This is a genomic window from Nitrospira sp. (assembly GCA_030653545.1).
Classification (GTDB): Bacteria; Nitrospirota; Nitrospiria; order Nitrospirales; family Nitrospiraceae; genus Nitrospira_D.
The window spans coordinates 539,963-556,851 of the sequence record JAURZE010000022.1; the positions used below are offsets into that span (position 1 = coordinate 539,963).

The window sequence follows — 16,889 nt, forward strand, 5'->3', positions numbered from 1 at the left end:
CGGCGGACAACACCTCGAATCGACGGGAAGCATCATGAAACAATTGTCATCGACAGCTTTTGCCATCCTCTCACTTATATTGGGGATCGACACGTTCATACCACCCAACACGCTCGCAGCCGACACTATCCGCGTCGGGCATTTTCCGAATATCACCCACGTCCAGGGATTGGTCGCCCAACACCTCTCACGAACCGGTCACGGCTGGTTTGAGGAACGGCTCGGCAAAGATGTGAAGATCGAATGGTACATCTACAACGCCGGACCGAGCGCCATGGAAGCCCTCCTGGCAGATTCCATCGACCTCACCTATGTCGGGCCGAGCCCGGCCTTGAATGCCTATACCAAATCAAACGGCGAGGAAATCAGGATCATTGCCGGCGCAGCAATCGGAGGCGCCGCGTTGGTTGTTCAACCGGATTCCGGGCTCAAACAGCCCGCCGACTTTCGTGGAAAAACCATCGCGACGCCGCAACTGGGCAATACGCAGGACGTCGCCTGCCGGGCCTGGCTGGCCAGCGGCGGGTTGAGGATCACGCAAACCGGCGGCGACGCCTTCATCGTCCCGACCCCCAATCCGGATCAGCTCTCGCTGTTTCAGCAAAAAAAGCTCGACGCCGTCTGGACGGTCGAACCCTGGGTCTCACGCCTGGAACGCGATGCCGGAGGCAAGATCCTTCTTGAGCAATCGAAAGACAGCATCACCGTTCTGGTCTCGAGCGTGAAGTTTCTCAAGACTAAACGTGAGCTGGCTAAGAAGCTTGCACAAGCCCACCGTGAACTCACTGAATGGATCATCGCACATCCGGTAGAGGCTCAGCAGATGGTCCAGCAGGAACTGGCCGCCGAGACGCAAGCCAAGGTCTCAGCCGAATTGATCGCCCACGCCTGGACACGCATCGGCCTCACCACAGAGGCTTCACCGGACGAATACCGGCAATTTGTCGCCAACGCCCAACGCGCCGGATTTATTCGCACAGCTCCCGACTTGTCCCGCTTGATCGAAAGGTTGAACTGACATGCTGACATCGGAAAGCCCCTCGGCCGGCACCGCCTCCAGCAAACTCGTCCTTGAACATATTTCAAAATCCTTTCAGACGAGTTCGTTGACTGTTCACGCGCTCGATGACGTGACCCTCCGCATCGCCGAAGGAGAGTTCGTGTGTCTCGTCGGCCCCAGCGGCTGCGGCAAATCAACCTTGCTCAACATCATCGCCGGTCTCGATAGGCCTGATCGCGGGCTGGTTCAGGCCGACGGCCAGACCATTGTCGGTCCCGGCCCTCACCGGCTCATGATGTTTCAAGAAGCCGCGCTCTTCCCGTGGCTGACGGTGTTGGGCAACGTCCTCTTCGGCCTGAAACTCAGCAACGGATTGAATGCTGCGGAGCGTCAGGAGAGAGCCGAATATTTCCTGGAACTCGTCGGCCTGAAACGGTTCATGCATTCCAATGTCCATGAACTTTCCGGCGGCATGAAACAACGCGTCGCCCTGGCCCGAGCGCTGGCGCCGAACCCCAGCGTGCTCTTGATGGACGAACCATTTGGAGCACTCGACGCCCTCACCCGAGAACAACTCTACGGCGACATTCAACGCATCTGGAGCCAACACCGCAAGACCATCGTCTTCGTCACCCACAACGTGCGAGAAGCCGTGTGTCTTGGAGACCGCGTGATCTTGTTTTCGCCGAATCCCGGGAGGATTCGTGAAGAGTTCGCCATTCCCCTGCCGCGCCCGCGCGATATCAACAGCGTGGATCTCGCGCGCTACGCCACGGAAATTACCCGTGTACTCAAAGGCTACGTCAAGACCGAGGTGGCGGGATGATCGTACGGTGGCTGTCCGCCTCGCTGTTTTTCCTGGCTCTCCTGGCGGCGTGGCATCTCGCAGTGGAAGCCAAAATCTGGTCGCCCCTCCTCTTGCCCTCCCCCGTGAGCGTCTTGGACTACCTGCGGTCAGCCGCGGAAGACGGCACGCTCTGGGAGGCCACCGTCGTTACGGTACGCCGTCTCCTCATCGGATACGGGCTCGGCATTCTCGCCGGGATTCCCTTGGGACTCCTCACCGCCTCATCCCGCTGGTCGCAAGACACCATCGGCGTCCTCGCGCTGGGACTCCAAACACTCCCTAGCGTCTGCTGGGTACCGCTGGCACTGCTCTGGTTCGGCCAAACCGAGTCCGCCATGCTCTTCGTCGTCGTCATGGGAACCCTCTGGTCGTTGATTCTCGCCACCGACAACGGCGTGCGGACAATCCCCCCCATCTATACTCGCGCAGCCCGCAGCATGGGATCGACCGGACTGCATACCTGGACCCATGTCGTTCTTCCGGCCTCGCTTCCGTTCCTCCTGAGCGGCATGAAGCAAGGCTGGGCATTCGCCTGGCGGTCGCTGATGGCGGCAGAGATCTTCGTCACGATCCTGACCGGATTCGGCCTCGGACATCTGTTGCATTATGGCCGCGAACTTAACGCGATGGATCAAGTCATTGGCGTCATGTTGGTGATTGTTTTTATTGGGCTGGCCGTCGATAAAACGCTCTTCGCGCCTATCGAACGGGCACTCCACCGCCGATGGGGAACCGGACGACCATAACGGGGATGACATGACATCCCCGCCCCTCTGGGATCAGATCGGCTGACACCCGTTCACGCCCTGTGGTACCGTACGCTATGTCATCTGCACCGCCCGGATTCATCGCCCGTCTCTCCATCGGCAAGAAACTCGCCGTCGCCTTCGGCTTGATCTTGCTGCTGCTCGCCGGCAGCTTCTCCGCCACACTCGTCTATCTGTCCCGCGTGAACAGTTACGTCGACCGCCATCAGCGCATTACCATCCCCGGCGTGATCACTGCGTCAGAGATGCTCCGCAATGTGGGGGAGATTGAAACCCGCATGCACCATGTCCGTGAACATCTCTCCGGCACAGAGAGAACCGCGGGATTCGAGGCCATTGCCGCAATTGAACGACGGACCCTCGCCGCGCTCGATACCTATCAGGCTACCCACGCCGCCCGCACGCACCCGATTCTCTATGGCATGCTGGAACACCATGGCCGGACCGACTTGGCCGTACAGGAAGATCAGGCGATCGTCGCCATTGCGGACGGCATTACCTCCCTGCGCGCACAGCGGGAAGATCTGGCGGCTGCACGCCCGCAACATCCCGCCGAACCGATCGCGGCGGAAACGACCTATGAGCACGCAGCCGCGCGCACGCAGGAAGCCATCGCCTCCTTGATCGAGGTGCACCGGAAGATCGACGTGGAAATGAAGGTCGAGGGCGATCGATTAGTCGATCAGGCCCGCACGATGGTGGTGGGAATCCTCGGCGTCCTCGGACTGCTGATCGTGACCGTCTATGCGATCATGAAGCGGCAAGTGGCAAATCCGCTCAGGCGACTGGCGGCGACCGCCGATCGTGTTGCCCACCACGACCTTGGCGCGCAATTCGAGCCCTGGCCCAGCCGCGACGAAGTCGGCGCGCTCGCCGGTTCGCTCACCACGATGCTGACGAGTCTGCGGGATCACAGTACGGCGTTGATACGAAAGACCAAAGAGCTGGAAGCCTTTACCTATTCCATCGCGCACGACCTCAAAGGCCCCTTACGGGAGATTGAAGGGTTTTCATCTCTACTGGAAAAACAGTTCGCCGATTCGAACGACGCGCAACTCCAGCATCACATCGGCATTATCCGCGCCTCTGCCCTCCGCCTCACTCATATGATCGACGCTCTATTGAAGTACTCGCGGCTGGAACAACAGAATCTGCCCCGCCTTCGCTTCAACGTCATGGAGACGATCTCGAGCCTGCTGGTCGATCGCCAACAGCTCCTCGCGGGAAGCACAGCGAAGATCACCGTCAATCTGCCCTACTCTGATCTCTATGGCGAACCGGTCAGTGTGCGCCAGGCCTTGACCAATCTCCTGGACAACGCGCTGAAGTTTTCCCGCCACGCCGCGGCGCCGGCCATCGCCATCGGCGGACAACAAACGGCGACCGAACATATTCTCTGGATTCGCGACAACGGCATCGGCTTCGATGCCGGCCAGGCCGACAAGATTTTCGGCCTCTTCGAGCGGCTCCACAGTCCCGGCGAATACGAAGGCACCGGCGTCGGCCTCGCCATCGTGAAACTAGTGATGGAAAAGCACGGCGGGAGAGTCTGGGCGGAATCCGTTCCCGGTCAAGGCAGCACCTTCTTCATCGCGTTTCCCAGCCAGGTCCACTGATGCGCACACTGATCATCGACGATGAGGAATATGTCCGTCTGGTGCTCGAACAGGCCCTACGTGAGGAAGGCTGCCAGGTCACGGCCGTGAAACACGGCCAGGCCGGCATCGACGCGCTGCACGCTGCGCCGTTCGATTGCGTCATTACGGATCTGCGGATGCCCGGCTTGGACGGGCGGGCGGTGCTGAAGTGGATCGCCGAGCATCAGCCCGATGTCGACGTCCTCATGCTGACCGGCCACGGTGATGTGAAAGATGCGGTCGAGGCGATCAAGCACGGCGCCTGGGATTTCCTCGTGAAAGAGACCCCCTTTGACGCCGGCGTGGTGAAAGCGGCGCTAAGTAAGCTCAAGACCGTCCGCGCGCTAAGAAAAGAGAATCTGGCGGCCCGCCATGGCGGCTTCACCCGTGACGTGATCGTGGAAGGCCCCAGCAAAGCCTGGCACATCCTCAAAACTCAGATCGCGCAAGTCGCGCCTTCCAACGCGCCGGTCCTCATTCAGGGAGAAACCGGTTCCGGCAAGGAAGTCGTCGCCCGGCTGCTCCACGAGCTAAGCCGGCGAGCCAACGGCCCGTTCCTGGCCATCAACTGTGGCGCTGTCAGCCGCGAGTTACTGGAGAGCGAACTGTTCGGCCATGAAAAGGGAGCCTTCACCGGCGCCACCGGCGCCAAGATCGGCCTGATCGCCGCGGCAGAAGGCGGCACCCTCTTTCTGGATGAACTCGGCGAGATGCCGGGACCGATGCAGGTCAGCCTGCTTCGCTTTCTCGATCGCAACGAGTATCGCCCGGTCGGCAGTACCCGAACACGTCAAGCGGATGTGCGTATCGTCGGAGCCACGAATCAGGATATTCAAGAACTCGTCCACCAAGGCCGCTTCCGCGACGATCTCCTCTATCGCATCAATACCGTGACGCTCCGCGTCCCGCCGTTACGTGAACGAACCGAGGATCTGCCGGCGCTGATCGATCACATCCTTCAGACGCTCCGGATCCCTGGAGCCACCAAACGAACGGTTGCCCCAGCCGCCTTACAACGGCTAACCGCCTATGCATGGCCCGGCAACGTGCGTGAGCTGAGAAATGTGATCGAACGGATGATCTTGATGAGCACTGGAACCGGACCCATCACCCACGCTGAGGTCGAGCACGTGCTGCCGAAGGCCTCAGGCGCTCCCCGGACAGACGATCCCGCAGAACTGACGTTGGACGAAATCGAGCGGCGACACATCCTGCGCGTGCTCGACGCGAGCGAAGGGAACAAAACCGCGGCCGCCAAGACCCTGGACATCGATTACAAAACACTGCTGACCAAGCTCAAGAATTTCTCGATCACCAACTAGCGACTCCCGCTATTCCCGGCGACGCTCGCCGCTCGAACACATTCGCTCAACAGGCTCCCCACCACGCCACCCTGGCCGCGGAGCAATCCAAAACATCAATTCCCTTGGCAACCAGCCGATCACTTCTTATGATGCCAGTGAGTTTGGGAGCACCGATGTCTCAGCCAACCGGACCGTCTAAGCGCATCATCGACCTGCGGAAACATCAGCGCATTGTCACGCCGTCAAGCGCGCTCTTTTCCTTCAGACAGCTTATCGTGCCGGCCCAACTCCTGGACGATGTCGAAGGTGAAGGCGCCCTGATCGATCTTTCGCTCGGAGGATGCCGTCTTCTCAGCGACACCCCACTCACCCTTGGTCAGGAATATCACCTGATTCTGCAGATCTCCGTTGAACGCCCTCCCATTCCGGTCGAAGCCGCGGTCGTCCGCTGGACTGAAGACAATACCTACGGTCTCAAGTTTACGTCGATCGACACGCACGACGAATCTCAGCTCCGGGATCTCCTCATCGAGATCCGCCGGCCCATCAGCTAACTCGGCCCCTCGCCAAGACTGATCGCTCTCTCGTCCCAGACACGGGGCACGCCCTGCCAATACGGAAAGAGGCTTCCCTCGCCAAAGCACGCACGTAAGGAATACACGCGTCGACCACCTCCCATCTCCGGACTCCACGCTCACCGCTGACAGATCGGACACCTTACGACTCGATTCGACAATGGCCCCCTATCTATTAGAAAATGGGCCACACCTCACCGTGTCATGCCCTTCGGGCAAGGAGCCTCGCCTATGAACCGGCCGGACGTCTCAGGAGAACAGCAGGCGCAAGAGCAGTTCGGCACGGCAAGTCGAGCGGCGGCCTTTCAGGCCAATCAAGTCCTCGATCATTTGAATGGTCCGATGCAGCAGTTCGTTGCACGGCAGGAAATGGCCTTCATTGCTACGGCCAGCGCCAGCGGCGCATGCGACTGCTCCTTTCGCGCCGGCACCAGGGGATTCGTCGCCGTGCTGGACGAAAAGACGCTCGTCTATCCGGAATATCGAGGCAACGGCGTGCTGGCCAGTGTAGGAAATATTTTAGAGAACCCCCACATCGGCATCATCTTTCTCGATTACTATCTGACCACGATGGGCCTGCACGTCAACGGCAAGGCTCACGTCCTGACTCCTGGCGAGATGGAAAGCATGCCGCATCTCCCCCCAAGCATTCTCGAATCCATGCAGGTCAAAGGCGGCCGGAAACCAGAAGCCTGGATCCTAGTGAACGTCGAAGAAGCCTATGTCCATTGCTCCAAACACGTACCGCTCATGAAGCGTTTGGACAAGCATATCGCCTGGGGAAGCGACGACGAGTTCGTCAAAGGCGGAGATTTCTTTAGGGTGAAGAAAGAACCGCGGGGTTGAGGAGCCCCCCTTCGAACCGCTCAGGATCGATGTACTACGGGCAAACTGCAACTGCGTTGACGTCAGTCAGCGACGATTGGATATCACTCAAGATCTGGTCCCGACTATCGTCGAACGACAAATATCCCATAAAACTATGGCCGCCAGAATACAACGGCGCGAGCGACGTAATGGGGTTTAGCCCCCAGTTGGTATTCGCATCTAGGGTTGACGGCAACAGCAGATTGATCGCGCCGATGAGCAGATCCCCAGTCGAGGTGCGATACCGGCCATTTCCCTTCACCACGGTGTCTGGCGTAGCCACACCGACAATCTTCAGCGCCCCAGCAGCAGGAGCTGGCGCCGGAGACGATCCCACTGCCGCATCGTACGCAGCATTGGCATAGAGATTCCCCTGAGAATGCGGCACTACAACCACGCGTCTACACAACGGCGGTGTCATCTGTGCTCGATAGGCCGCCGCGTGACGCTGCACTGCCACCTGATCGATCTGGTTCGTCTGCGTCATGGGCCCCTGCAACAACGACACCATCGTCGGACCAAGTGAGGCGAACGTCTCCAGCTTCCGCCACATATCGGACGGGTTGATACCTAACCGTTGCTGCCCAGCTTCCGTGAAATCTTTGACCGTCCCTGACGTGGGGTTATAGTTGAGAAAGAAAAGATAACAACTGGACTGAAGACTTGCAGGTGTCATCGACGGCAATCGAGTCAAAAACTCCATCTCCAGCTTCCCGCCATTGAGACGCGCTTCATCGAGCGTCGTGGTCACGCCATTCACATAATAGACAGACGTGCGTGGAGCGGACCCATTTTGACAAGCTGCCTGAGGTGCAAACTGACCCCAGCTTGGAGTAGTCCACAACACCGCAGCCGCCAGCAAACTCAGCTGTAGAGTCACCCCTTTCATGAACATACTCCCACCCATTGATCAGCCGGAAGGAACGGAATATTCACCGCAGCAGCCTGGCTATCGGCTTTCAAGTAGGCTTCGGACCGCGGGTTGGTATCCAGAATCCTCGCCCGAAGCTCGACAAACACAGGATGGAAATCCGTCGGCCTCCGTGCCATCAGACATTCCAGCGCGCGAAATCGCTCCGTCACGTGCGTAACAGATTTGGCGGCATCATCGGCATCGAGAATCGATGACTGTGCCCCCTTGGCATACTGCCGCAACGCCTTATTGCTATCGCTATTCGCAGGAACCGGATAGATCGCGTCGATATACGCTTCGACATCGTCGCGAACCCCGTCACTATTGGCATCGGCTCCGGCCAGCGAGACGGGCGATGGAGAAGAGGTCGAGGAGGATTCGCTCCCGCACCCGGCGCACAGCGCCAGCAGCATGATCGCACCGACCGTTCCCTGGAGCCGACGAATAGACATACCTAACACGCCTCTCAATTACGTAGGAAAAACCATGAGCACTCTACCGCTCGACTACCCGCAAAAGCAATCCTCTGGCCGTCTACTGGCACACAGGAGTTCCCACGGTATGGACGCGAAGAGCATTGCTCGGCAGACGGCACAGACGGCGCGGCAGGATCCCCAGCAGCAATACGATAACCGGCGCAGGAGCATGCCGCGTCCCTGCATCGGTGAAGCCGTATCGACGCGCGACGAAGTCGCGCGTCACCACCACGAGGCATAGTCGGACCGATACACCCTTATCCCTCTAGACGAACGACATCCCCCGCCTGCACCGTCCCCGGCGTCACGACGGTTGCCAAGACACCCACGTTGCCGTGATTATGCTGAACCGCCGTCCGGAGAATGGCCAAGTCTTGCGGGAGCCCCTGTTGCGGCAACGTCGTCATGACACAGCGCGCACAGAAACCAGTCACCGCCACACGAACCTGAGAGCCAATCGCCACAATCCGTCCCTTCCAATCGTTCTCTAAAAACACGGGGGCCGCGGTCCCTGTATCAATGACCACATTGGGGCGGAACCGCCGTGCGTCAAAACGCCCATCCGAATAGTGCGACTGCAACGCGTGCAGCGTCGCGGTCGTCAAGAGATGAACCGGCGCCTCATCGAAGAATGTCGTCGGAGGAATCTTCACCGTCGTCTCGCTGTCCCGCTCGGACAAGCCCTCCAGGTTAGGCGCATATTGCTCCAGCATCGGCTGCGCTGGCGGCACACTCGTGAGCCGAACCTTTCGTCCGAGCCGCGCAGACAGAACCCCGTCTACATCGGACATGGCTTCCGTCATGATCTGTCCATCCGGGAATGTGATCTCGACACTCATCGAGGATCCTGGAATGAGACGCGCGTGAAACGCAAACATCGTCGGCCATCGCCGGGGATTCTTCGCGCTGACCACATGACCCGTCTCAACGTCGATCAACGCATACTGGCGGTCACCCTGCAGTCCCCGTTCCGTCACAGTTGCCGTTGCCAACGGCTCTCCCAACATCGACTTCACGGGATAGCGCCACAGCGAATACACGGACCAAATCGGCGGACTTTTCGGCACTGCCACAATCACCCCCTGTCGCAATGAAAGACACCGAGCTGGTTCACAGTATTGAGAAACCGTCCGATGCGGAGTCTCACTACGTGAGACTCCGCATCGGACACACTTACTTCTTCTCGACGATGTCGCCCTTCATCGGACCGAGCACACCCAACAGCTCATCCTTCTCTGTCTTGCCGACCTTGTGATGATCCAGGGCCGCGACGAGATCTTCGACCAACGCACCGAAAGCCGCATCGGTCACACCCATGCCGGCATGCGTCTGCGTCATCGTGCGACCGCTGTACTTGCAAGGCCCGCCGCTCGCTTCGCAGATCTGATTGACGAGATGCATCTTGAGCTTCGTGAGATCCGTACTCGCGAAATATCCGTTGATCCGCTTATCGCCTCCGACATTCCCCACAAACGTCTCGACCACCGCGGTGATCGCGCCCTTGCCCCCCAAACGGTCATAGAGCGACTTGCCTTGAGCGGGGTTCCCCGCGCAGGCCGCCCCCGCCATCAGCACCACACTCAAGACCGCCATACTCATCACACTCTGCATCTTCATCGCACACCTCCAGTATTGATTAATAAATAGGGCTTACCGCCCCTCCCCACCGCTCACGAACGCCTGCCACCGACGCAGTTGATCGGCTTCTCGCCCTGGAATAAAGTCAGGACAATCGATCCGCAATTGCCCCTCGCCCATCGGTTTATTCACCAGTCCGCAATGGTGAGGCCGCACGGCATCGGCATGGACATAGGGCTGAAAATAGGTGCACCCTGCGCACATCCTCGCGACCGAGATCACCCCCTGGCCCTGCAGCGAATGAATCACCTTGGTGAGCCCTCGCAGGAATATCGCCTGCTCGTCCGGCGTGAGACTCTTGACGCCGGCATCGACGACCTCAGTCCATCCCCTTGCCTCACGGACTTCGCGTCGCCCCGCTGCCGTGAGCGTCAGCACGAGCGCCCGCTGGTCTTCCGCCAAACGTTCTTTCTTGACCAACTGCTTCTCGACAAGCGTGATGACGGCATCGCTCGCTGTCGCTGCCGACAGGCACAATGCGGATGCCACGTCGTTCAGCCGAACTGATTGGCCGTCCCGTTCCTCCAAGAGGACCAGGATTTGGCCCTGTGTCGGAGTGAGCTTACGCGCCGTGCCACCCTCCCAAGCCTGGCTTCGCAATGCAGCAGCGACTTTGGTCAGGCCCGCCGTAATATGATCAACTATGGTCTTTTCACCGTGCATCGAAAGGCGTTTCCCCATTGGACGCTCCTTTACGCAGACAAGGACACAATGAATCCGCCGGTTTGCCGGAACTCCTTCTGCTGATGCTCCGTAAACATGACCAAGGGCTCCTGGTGGCAGAACCGGCACTCCTCCGCCGTGACCGCGACCGCCGCATACCCCTGGGCCGCCACATACTCATTCGCCAATCTGAGAGCCGTCGCCTGATCCCCCGTCATGACGTCAAAGTGCAGGGTCTTTCCCGGCACCTCCACCCACGTATCGAACACCTTCACCGCATCCATCCCTAGCTCCTTTCCAATAACGCTCGCCAACTGTTAAGGACTCCTGATTATATAGCAAGGAGTCCTACTGTACGTCAACCCCCCTCTTATGTGGGGACATGAAACGAATCGCGCAGCCTACCGCCGCAGCCCTGCTACTTGATCGAAGATGGAAATGAACCTTACGTGAAGAGGAGGCGCGGCAATCCTGCCCAACACCATGACGGGGCCGGATCGCTTCTGAACCTCACCCCTGCGGAAACGCTACGAGCCGATGAGCAGGAAAGATCGACCGTGAGAAAAGGCTTGAAATGAGAACACAACGGAGCAATACGCAGTTTCTACTTGGAAGCACCCGCTGAGGGGACCTGCCACCGTGTTGGCAGGCCCCCGCCAAGGCCGTCTCCACTTCGATCGACAGCCGATTCCGGACAATCAGACTATGACGACTTCTGCTTGGCGCGCGCTAAGGCTAATGCCATGGCCATCGTCCCACCGGGCGGTGGCTGCCGATCCACAGGACGTTGAGCCATGGGCTGGCGCCGCCCCTGCGACTCGGGCGGCACGCCCGCACCGGCCTCGCCCGATGACGGACGCGAAGAAGCCACACTCCCTGGCGCGTCATCGAGACGCATCGTCAAGGAGATGCGCTGACGCTTCACGTCAACCTCCATCACCTTCACCTTGACGATTTGACCCGGCTTCACCACCTCGTGCGGATCCTTGACGAACTTGTTGGCCAGCGCCGACACATGCACGAGCCCGTCCTGATGGACACCGACATCGACGAAGGCCCCAAACGCCGCCACGTTCGTCACGACGCCTTCGAGCACCATACCCGGATGCAAGTCGGTCAGAGACTCGACGCCTTCTTGGAATGTGGCCGTCTTGAACTCCGGGCGCGGATCGCGACCGGGCTTTTCCAGCTCCGTCAGGATATCGCGCACGGTCGGCACGCCGAACTTCTCATCGGTAAATTCAGCCGGCGATAACCCTTTCAACAACGCCGGCTGCCCCATGACATCCGTAATGCCTTTGCCGACACGCGCGAGAATGCGCTCGACCACCGGATAGGCCTCCGGATGGACCGACGAGCGATCCAAGGGATTGTCGCCGTCGTTGATCCGCAAGAATCCGGCTGCTTGCTCAAACGTCTTCTCGCCCAACCGAGGCACCTTGCGCATCGTGATGCGGTTCCGGAACGGCCCATTGGCGTCGCGGTATTCGACGATATGCTTTGCCAACAGCTGATTCAGGCCGGACACCCGCGCCAGCAGCGGAACCGACGCGGTATTGACGTCGACTCCGACGGCGTTCACGCAATCTTCCACCGTCGCATCGAGCGAGCGCGCCAGCAAGTGCTGATTGACATCATGTTGATACTGACCGACGCCGATCGCTTTCGGCTCAATCTTCACCAATTCGGCCAGCGGATCTTGCAGACGACGGGCAATGGAGACTGCACCCCGCAAACTGACGTCCAACGCAGGAAACTCGGCCGCGGCAAACGCCGACGCGGAATAGACCGAGGCCCCGGCTTCACTGACGACAATCTTCGCCAGTTTCTGCTCCGGCTTCTTCGCCGCAATCAGCTTCACCAACTCCGTCGCCAGCTTATCGGACTCGCGGCTGGCCGTGCCGTTCCCGATCGATATCAGCTCCACTCCGTGCTGCAGCACCAATCGCCCCAGCGTCGCCAACGACTCTTGCCACTCATTGCGCGGCTGATGCGGATAAATCGTCGCGGTCTCCAACAGTTTCCCCGTCGCATCGACGACCGCCACCTTGCAACCGGTGCGCAGTCCCGGATCGAGCCCCAGCACGGCCTTCGGACCGGCGGGTGCCGCCAGGAGGAGCTCGTGCAGATTCCGGCCGAAGATTCTAATCGCTTCCGCTTCCGCCGCTTCACGTAGCTGCAGCAATAATTCCGTACTGAGATGCAGATGAATTTTCACGCGCCAGGCCCAGCGACAGACATCGGCCAGCCACTTGTCGGCGGGCCGGCCGCGATCCGCGATCCCAACATGCCCCGCGATCATCGCGGCACAGGGATGCGGCACCATCGCCTCCAGCTGCTCACCGAGCCCCAGCTCAACCTTCAAGACGCCTAACCCCCAGCCGCGGAACAGGGCGAGCGCACGATGGGATGGAATCGTGCGGATTGTCTCGGAATAGGCATAGTAGTCGCGAAACTTTTCTTCCTCTGCCGTCTCTTTCCCCTTCACCACGGTCGAGGTGACGTAGCCCTGCTCCCAGAGCCTCGTCCGAAGCGCCGCCAGCAACTCGGCGGTCTCCGCAAAGCGCTCGACCAGAATGTCCCGGGCTCCCTCGAGCGCCGCCTTCGCATCGGGGACATTGATCGCATCGACCCCGTCGCTAGCCGGCTTGACGATCACGTACTTGACGGCTTCCTGTTCGGGATCCAGCATGGGATTGGACAACAGGACATCCGCCAACGGCTCTAGTCCCGCTTCACGGGCAATCTGCGCACGCGTACGCCGTTTGGGCTTATACGGCAGATACAGGTCTTCCAGCGTCTGCTTGGTCGCCGCCGATTCGATCGTCCCCCGCAAGTCCTGTGTCAGCTTCCCCTGCTCCTCGATCGACGCCAGAATCGTCGCCCGCCGCTCTTCCAACTCGCGCAGATAGCGCAACCGTTCTTCCAGCGTGCGGAGATGCGTGTCGTCTAAATTTCCCGTGGCTTCTTTCCGATAACGCGCCACGAACGGCACCGTCGAACCTTCATCGAGCAATGCCACCGCTGCGGCCACCTGATGGGCGCCGACGCTGAGCTCTGTCGCAATGAGGCGAACAATCTTTTCCTGAGCTGAATCCGACACAACGACCTTGGGTGAAGATGCCATAGAAATATATGCCGGCACTTTCCGGAATCGGCTTAGCCGCGGCGCGCATGACGCCTTGACCAAGAGCGCATTCCTCTGATTGATGGTGAATGAAGAATCGAGCGTATCGAGCTGCTGTTCACACTCGCGAATGAAGAAACAATTTTACGTCTTCGTGAATACCTGTGATAGCCGGGCGCGAATCTATCAGATGCCTCCCCTTGCGGCAACTCATCCGGCAGGCCCTCTGATCAGCGATCGCCCCCACAGGCTCCCCCTCTAGCAAGCCCTGGCACCGCATACACGCTAGATCTCTGCGCCCCGACTCCGTTACACTCGCACAAAAGAACACCTGTCAGGGGAATCACATGCTCACGTACTATCAAGTGCTCGAACTGCCGACCACGGCCACCAGCGAAGACATTAAAAAGGCCTGGCACGAACAACTCCAAGTCTGGCATCCGGATCGATTCACCCATGCGCCGGTCCTGCAGCGCAAAGCCGAAGCCCGTACGACCTTGATCAATCAGGCGTATCAAACGCTCAACGACCCAAGTTCTCGCCAGCGCTACGATGCGACAACCGGGCCCACGCCGGTACGCCCCCACACCACGGCGTCCCCAACTCCTCCGCCGCGCCCGACCACATCCGTGCACCCACAAACCCCGCCGCCTAGATCGCGCAGCGAACAACGCGGACCGCACCTTCCGATCATGCTGTCCCGAAAGAATCAGCCCAAGATCGCCGTGCCGGCCATCCATATCCTCGTCGATACCCGCGAACACATGCCCTACATCTTCTCCGGCCTAAGTAGGATTGCCGGCACCACCCGTCAAACCCTGCAGGCCGGCGACTATGCCATTGCCGAAGCGCCGGACATCTTTCGGGTGGAACGCAAACGGGCCGAAGAGCTCAATACGATTTTCTCCAATCCGTCGGAGAACCGGCAGCGATTCATGCGCGAACTGGAACCGCTCCTCAAGATCCCTCATCGTTTCCTGGTGATTGAAGGCGCGCTTTTCCAGCGCCTCGCCAGCGGACGCCTCGGCCAGTATCACAAGAACGGTTTGCTCGATTTTTTGGATGCGCTGACCGCGCGCTTTGGGCTGCAGATTATTTATGCGGAGCATCGAGACGAGGCGGAAGAGCGCGTCGCCAATCTCGCGACACTGCACTATGCCTACTACTACGCTGAGCAGGAAGGGCTCGGGCGCTACCTGGCCGACAACGACGTCTGACAGACACCCGTTCCCCGACTATCGACACCCCTCGAATCCCGTCTGCCGCAAGGCTTCGTAGAGCACCACCGACACCGCGTTCGAGAGATTCAAACTGCGGCTGGCAGGCCTCATCGGCACGCGAATACGCTGAGCCTCAGGAACGGCCTCGATAAGTTCGACCGGCAACCCCCGGGTTTCAGGGCCGAAGAGAAAGACATCCCCCGACGCATAGACATTCAGGTCATAGCGGCGCGTCCCTTTCGTCGAGGCCGCAAAGATTCGGCGATGCGAAAACTGCTCCACACAATCCGCCCAGCTCTCGTGCACGGTGATCGTGGCAAACTCGTGATAGTCCAGCCCGGCGCGCAATAGTTGCTTGTCCTCCAGCGAAAAACCGAGCGGCTTCACCAAATGCAAGCGAACGCCCGTGTTCGCACACAGGCGGATGATATTACCCGTGTTGGGGGGAATTTCAGGCTGATAGAGAATGAGGTCGAACATGAGGAACGTGACTGACCGATCAGAAGATGGCAATTGGGACGCAGTCTACCACGGCCGCCCCGAAGACCATCACTACCTTTCTAGGCAACCAGACCGAAAGAGGAAGAAAATCTGTTCATGGAAAGACGGGCCGGAAAGATCATCAGGCGGCATACCCCTTCGGATTCGTACTCTGCCAACGCCAGGCATCGGCGCACATCACATCCAGTCCCCGTTCAGCGCGCCAGCCCAATTGCGCCAGCGCCTGCTTCGGATCGGCATAGCAGGAAGCAATGTCGCCGGGACGCCGGGACGCGACCTGATAAGGAACCGGCTTTCCGCTGGCTCGCTCAAACGCCCGCACGATTTCCAACACGCTATACCCGTTCCCCGTTCCCAAATTTACCGTCAAGCACTCCTTCATCTGCTTGGACCGCTCCAGCGCCTGCAACGCCTTGAGATGCCCGAGAGCCAAATCCACCACATGAATGTAGTCTCGAACACCCGTTCCGTCCGGAGTGGGATAGTCGCCGCCCCAGACATTGAGACTCGCCCGACGCCCCACAGCGACCTGCGCCACAAAAGGAAGCAGGTTATTCGGTACACCACGGGGATCTTCTCCGATCAACCCGCTGGCATGGGCGCCCACCGGGTTGAAGTACCGCAGAATGCAGAGCCGCCAGGATTGATCGCTCCGCTGCAAGTCGCGCAAGATTTCCTCCACCATCAACTTTGAGCGGCCATACGGATTGGTCGCCGAGAGAGGATGATCCTCCGTCAAGGGTAACCGTTGCGGGTCGCCGTACACGGTGGCCGACGAGCTGAACACCAATTGCTTTACGCCGCACTCACTCATCGCTTCCAACAGGCGTAATGTACCGACCACATTGTTATCATAGTAGGACAGCGGCTGTTCCACCGACTCGCCCACGGCCTTCAGCCCGGCAAAGTGAATCACCGCTGTGGCCTTGCTCGTGCGCAACGCGGCAACCAGAGCGGCACGATCGCGGCAGTCGCCGCGGACCAGCGGGACAGGCTTTCCGGTGATGCGCTGCACGCGCGCCAACGCTTCAGGGTGGCTGTTGCTGAAATTATCGAAAACGGTGACCTCAAATCCGGCTTGCAGCAACTCCACACAGGTGTGAGAACCAATGTAACCCGCACCGCCAGTAACCAGAATCATTGCCAGCCCTCCCCTGAATCAGCCCGGTCATCGGCATCTCGCCTGAGCACATCATTGCCCTCAGCCAAGCTCGCTTTCGACGTTCTCAACATACGTCTCACGCTTCTCATAAGAAACAGTCGCCTCACCCGTGACCAGCTTATCAAACTGGGAACCAGCGTCAAACGATGCGTATCATTCTTCCCGCTACCCGCTCTCGGTTTTTGAGTCAAG

18 protein-coding genes are annotated in these 16,889 nt (G+C 59.6%); 9 read left to right on the forward strand and 9 right to left on the reverse strand.

Annotated features, from left to right (window positions below):
- Positions 1–34: 34 nt before the first annotated feature.
- From Q7U39_09410 to Q7U39_09440, 7 genes are all read left to right on the forward strand, one after another.
- Positions 35–1,018, forward strand: a complete 984-nt coding sequence (locus Q7U39_09410) for an ABC transporter substrate-binding protein (GenBank protein ID MDO9118162.1) — start codon at positions 35–37, stop codon at positions 1,016–1,018.
- 1 nt (position 1,019) lies between these two features.
- Complete coding sequence (locus Q7U39_09415; GenBank protein ID MDO9118163.1) at positions 1,020–1,826, forward strand: ABC transporter ATP-binding protein; 807 nt, start codon at positions 1,020–1,022, stop codon at positions 1,824–1,826.
- A complete protein-coding gene (locus Q7U39_09420; GenBank protein MDO9118164.1) occupies positions 1,823–2,593 on the forward strand; it encodes an ABC transporter permease in 771 nt (256 codons plus the stop codon). Before Q7U39_09415 ends, Q7U39_09420 begins: the two co-directional genes overlap by 4 nt.
- 77 nt (positions 2,594–2,670) lie before the next feature.
- A complete protein-coding gene (locus tag Q7U39_09425; protein MDO9118165.1) occupies positions 2,671–4,230 on the forward strand; it encodes an ATP-binding protein in 1,560 nt (519 codons plus the stop codon).
- On the forward strand, positions 4,230–5,573 hold the full coding sequence (locus tag Q7U39_09430; GenBank protein ID MDO9118166.1) for a sigma-54 dependent transcriptional regulator: 1,344 nt from the start codon (positions 4,230–4,232) through the stop codon (positions 5,571–5,573). The genes Q7U39_09425 and Q7U39_09430 overlap by 1 nt, the downstream gene beginning before the upstream one ends.
- Positions 5,574–5,728: 155 nt before the next feature.
- Entirely contained in the window at positions 5,729–6,109 is a 381-nt protein-coding gene (locus Q7U39_09435; GenBank protein MDO9118167.1) for a PilZ domain-containing protein, read from the forward strand.
- A gap of 252 nt (positions 6,110–6,361) precedes the next feature.
- Positions 6,362–6,976 (forward strand): pyridoxamine 5'-phosphate oxidase family protein, encoded by a 615-nt coding sequence (locus Q7U39_09440; protein MDO9118168.1) that lies wholly within the window; start codon positions 6,362–6,364, stop codon positions 6,974–6,976.
- Positions 6,977–7,010: 34 nt separating this feature from the next.
- On the opposite strand, the gene Q7U39_09445 is transcribed toward Q7U39_09440, so the two are convergent.
- Together Q7U39_09445 and Q7U39_09450 are read right to left on the reverse strand one after the other, a co-directional pair.
- A complete protein-coding gene (locus Q7U39_09445; protein ID MDO9118169.1) occupies positions 7,011–7,886 on the reverse strand; it encodes a hypothetical protein in 876 nt (291 codons plus the stop codon).
- On the reverse strand, positions 7,883–8,362 hold the full coding sequence (locus Q7U39_09450; GenBank protein ID MDO9118170.1) for a hypothetical protein: 480 nt from the start codon (positions 8,360–8,362) through the stop codon (positions 7,883–7,885). Before Q7U39_09450 ends, Q7U39_09445 begins: the two co-directional genes overlap by 4 nt.
- Before the next feature lie 34 nt (positions 8,363–8,396).
- Between Q7U39_09450 and Q7U39_09455 the strand changes: the two genes are divergently transcribed.
- Positions 8,397–8,627: a hypothetical protein gene (locus tag Q7U39_09455; GenBank protein MDO9118171.1), complete on the forward strand. Its 231-nt coding sequence runs from the start codon at positions 8,397–8,399 to the stop codon at positions 8,625–8,627.
- Positions 8,628–8,643: 16 nt separating this feature from the next.
- On the opposite strand, the gene Q7U39_09460 is transcribed toward Q7U39_09455, so the two are convergent.
- The 5 genes from Q7U39_09460 to Q7U39_09480 form a co-directional block, all read right to left on the reverse strand.
- A complete protein-coding gene (locus tag Q7U39_09460) occupies positions 8,644–9,459 on the reverse strand; it encodes an MOSC domain-containing protein (protein MDO9118172.1) in 816 nt (271 codons plus the stop codon).
- 100 nt (positions 9,460–9,559) lie between these two features.
- Positions 9,560–10,003: a group 1 truncated hemoglobin gene (locus tag Q7U39_09465; GenBank protein MDO9118173.1), complete on the reverse strand. Its 444-nt coding sequence runs from the start codon at positions 10,001–10,003 to the stop codon at positions 9,560–9,562.
- Between the two features lie 33 nt (positions 10,004–10,036).
- The gene (locus tag Q7U39_09470; GenBank protein ID MDO9118174.1) at positions 10,037–10,705 is read right to left on the reverse strand and encodes a MarR family winged helix-turn-helix transcriptional regulator; all 669 of its coding nucleotides are present in this window, start codon (positions 10,703–10,705) and stop codon (positions 10,037–10,039) included.
- 11 nt (positions 10,706–10,716) lie between these two features.
- Entirely contained in the window at positions 10,717–10,971 is a 255-nt protein-coding gene (locus Q7U39_09475) for a DUF2024 family protein (protein MDO9118175.1), read from the reverse strand.
- A gap of 419 nt (positions 10,972–11,390) precedes the next feature.
- On the reverse strand, positions 11,391–13,814 hold the full coding sequence (locus Q7U39_09480) for a Tex family protein (GenBank protein ID MDO9118176.1): 2,424 nt from the start codon (positions 13,812–13,814) through the stop codon (positions 11,391–11,393).
- Between the two features lie 347 nt (positions 13,815–14,161).
- On the opposite strand from Q7U39_09480, the gene Q7U39_09485 reads away from it, so the two are divergent.
- Complete coding sequence (locus Q7U39_09485) at positions 14,162–15,031, forward strand: DnaJ domain-containing protein (GenBank protein ID MDO9118177.1); 870 nt, start codon at positions 14,162–14,164, stop codon at positions 15,029–15,031.
- 18 nt (positions 15,032–15,049) lie between these two features.
- Here the strand turns inward: Q7U39_09485 and trmL are convergent, their stop codons facing one another.
- Positions 15,050–15,514: a tRNA (uridine(34)/cytosine(34)/5-carboxymethylaminomethyluridine(34)-2'-O)-methyltransferase TrmL gene (trmL, locus tag Q7U39_09490; protein MDO9118178.1), complete on the reverse strand. Its 465-nt coding sequence runs from the start codon at positions 15,512–15,514 to the stop codon at positions 15,050–15,052.
- A gap of 142 nt (positions 15,515–15,656) precedes the next feature.
- Entirely contained in the window at positions 15,657–16,676 is a 1,020-nt protein-coding gene (galE, locus tag Q7U39_09495; GenBank protein MDO9118179.1) for a UDP-glucose 4-epimerase GalE, read from the reverse strand.
- Between the last annotated feature and the right edge of the window lie 213 nt (positions 16,677–16,889).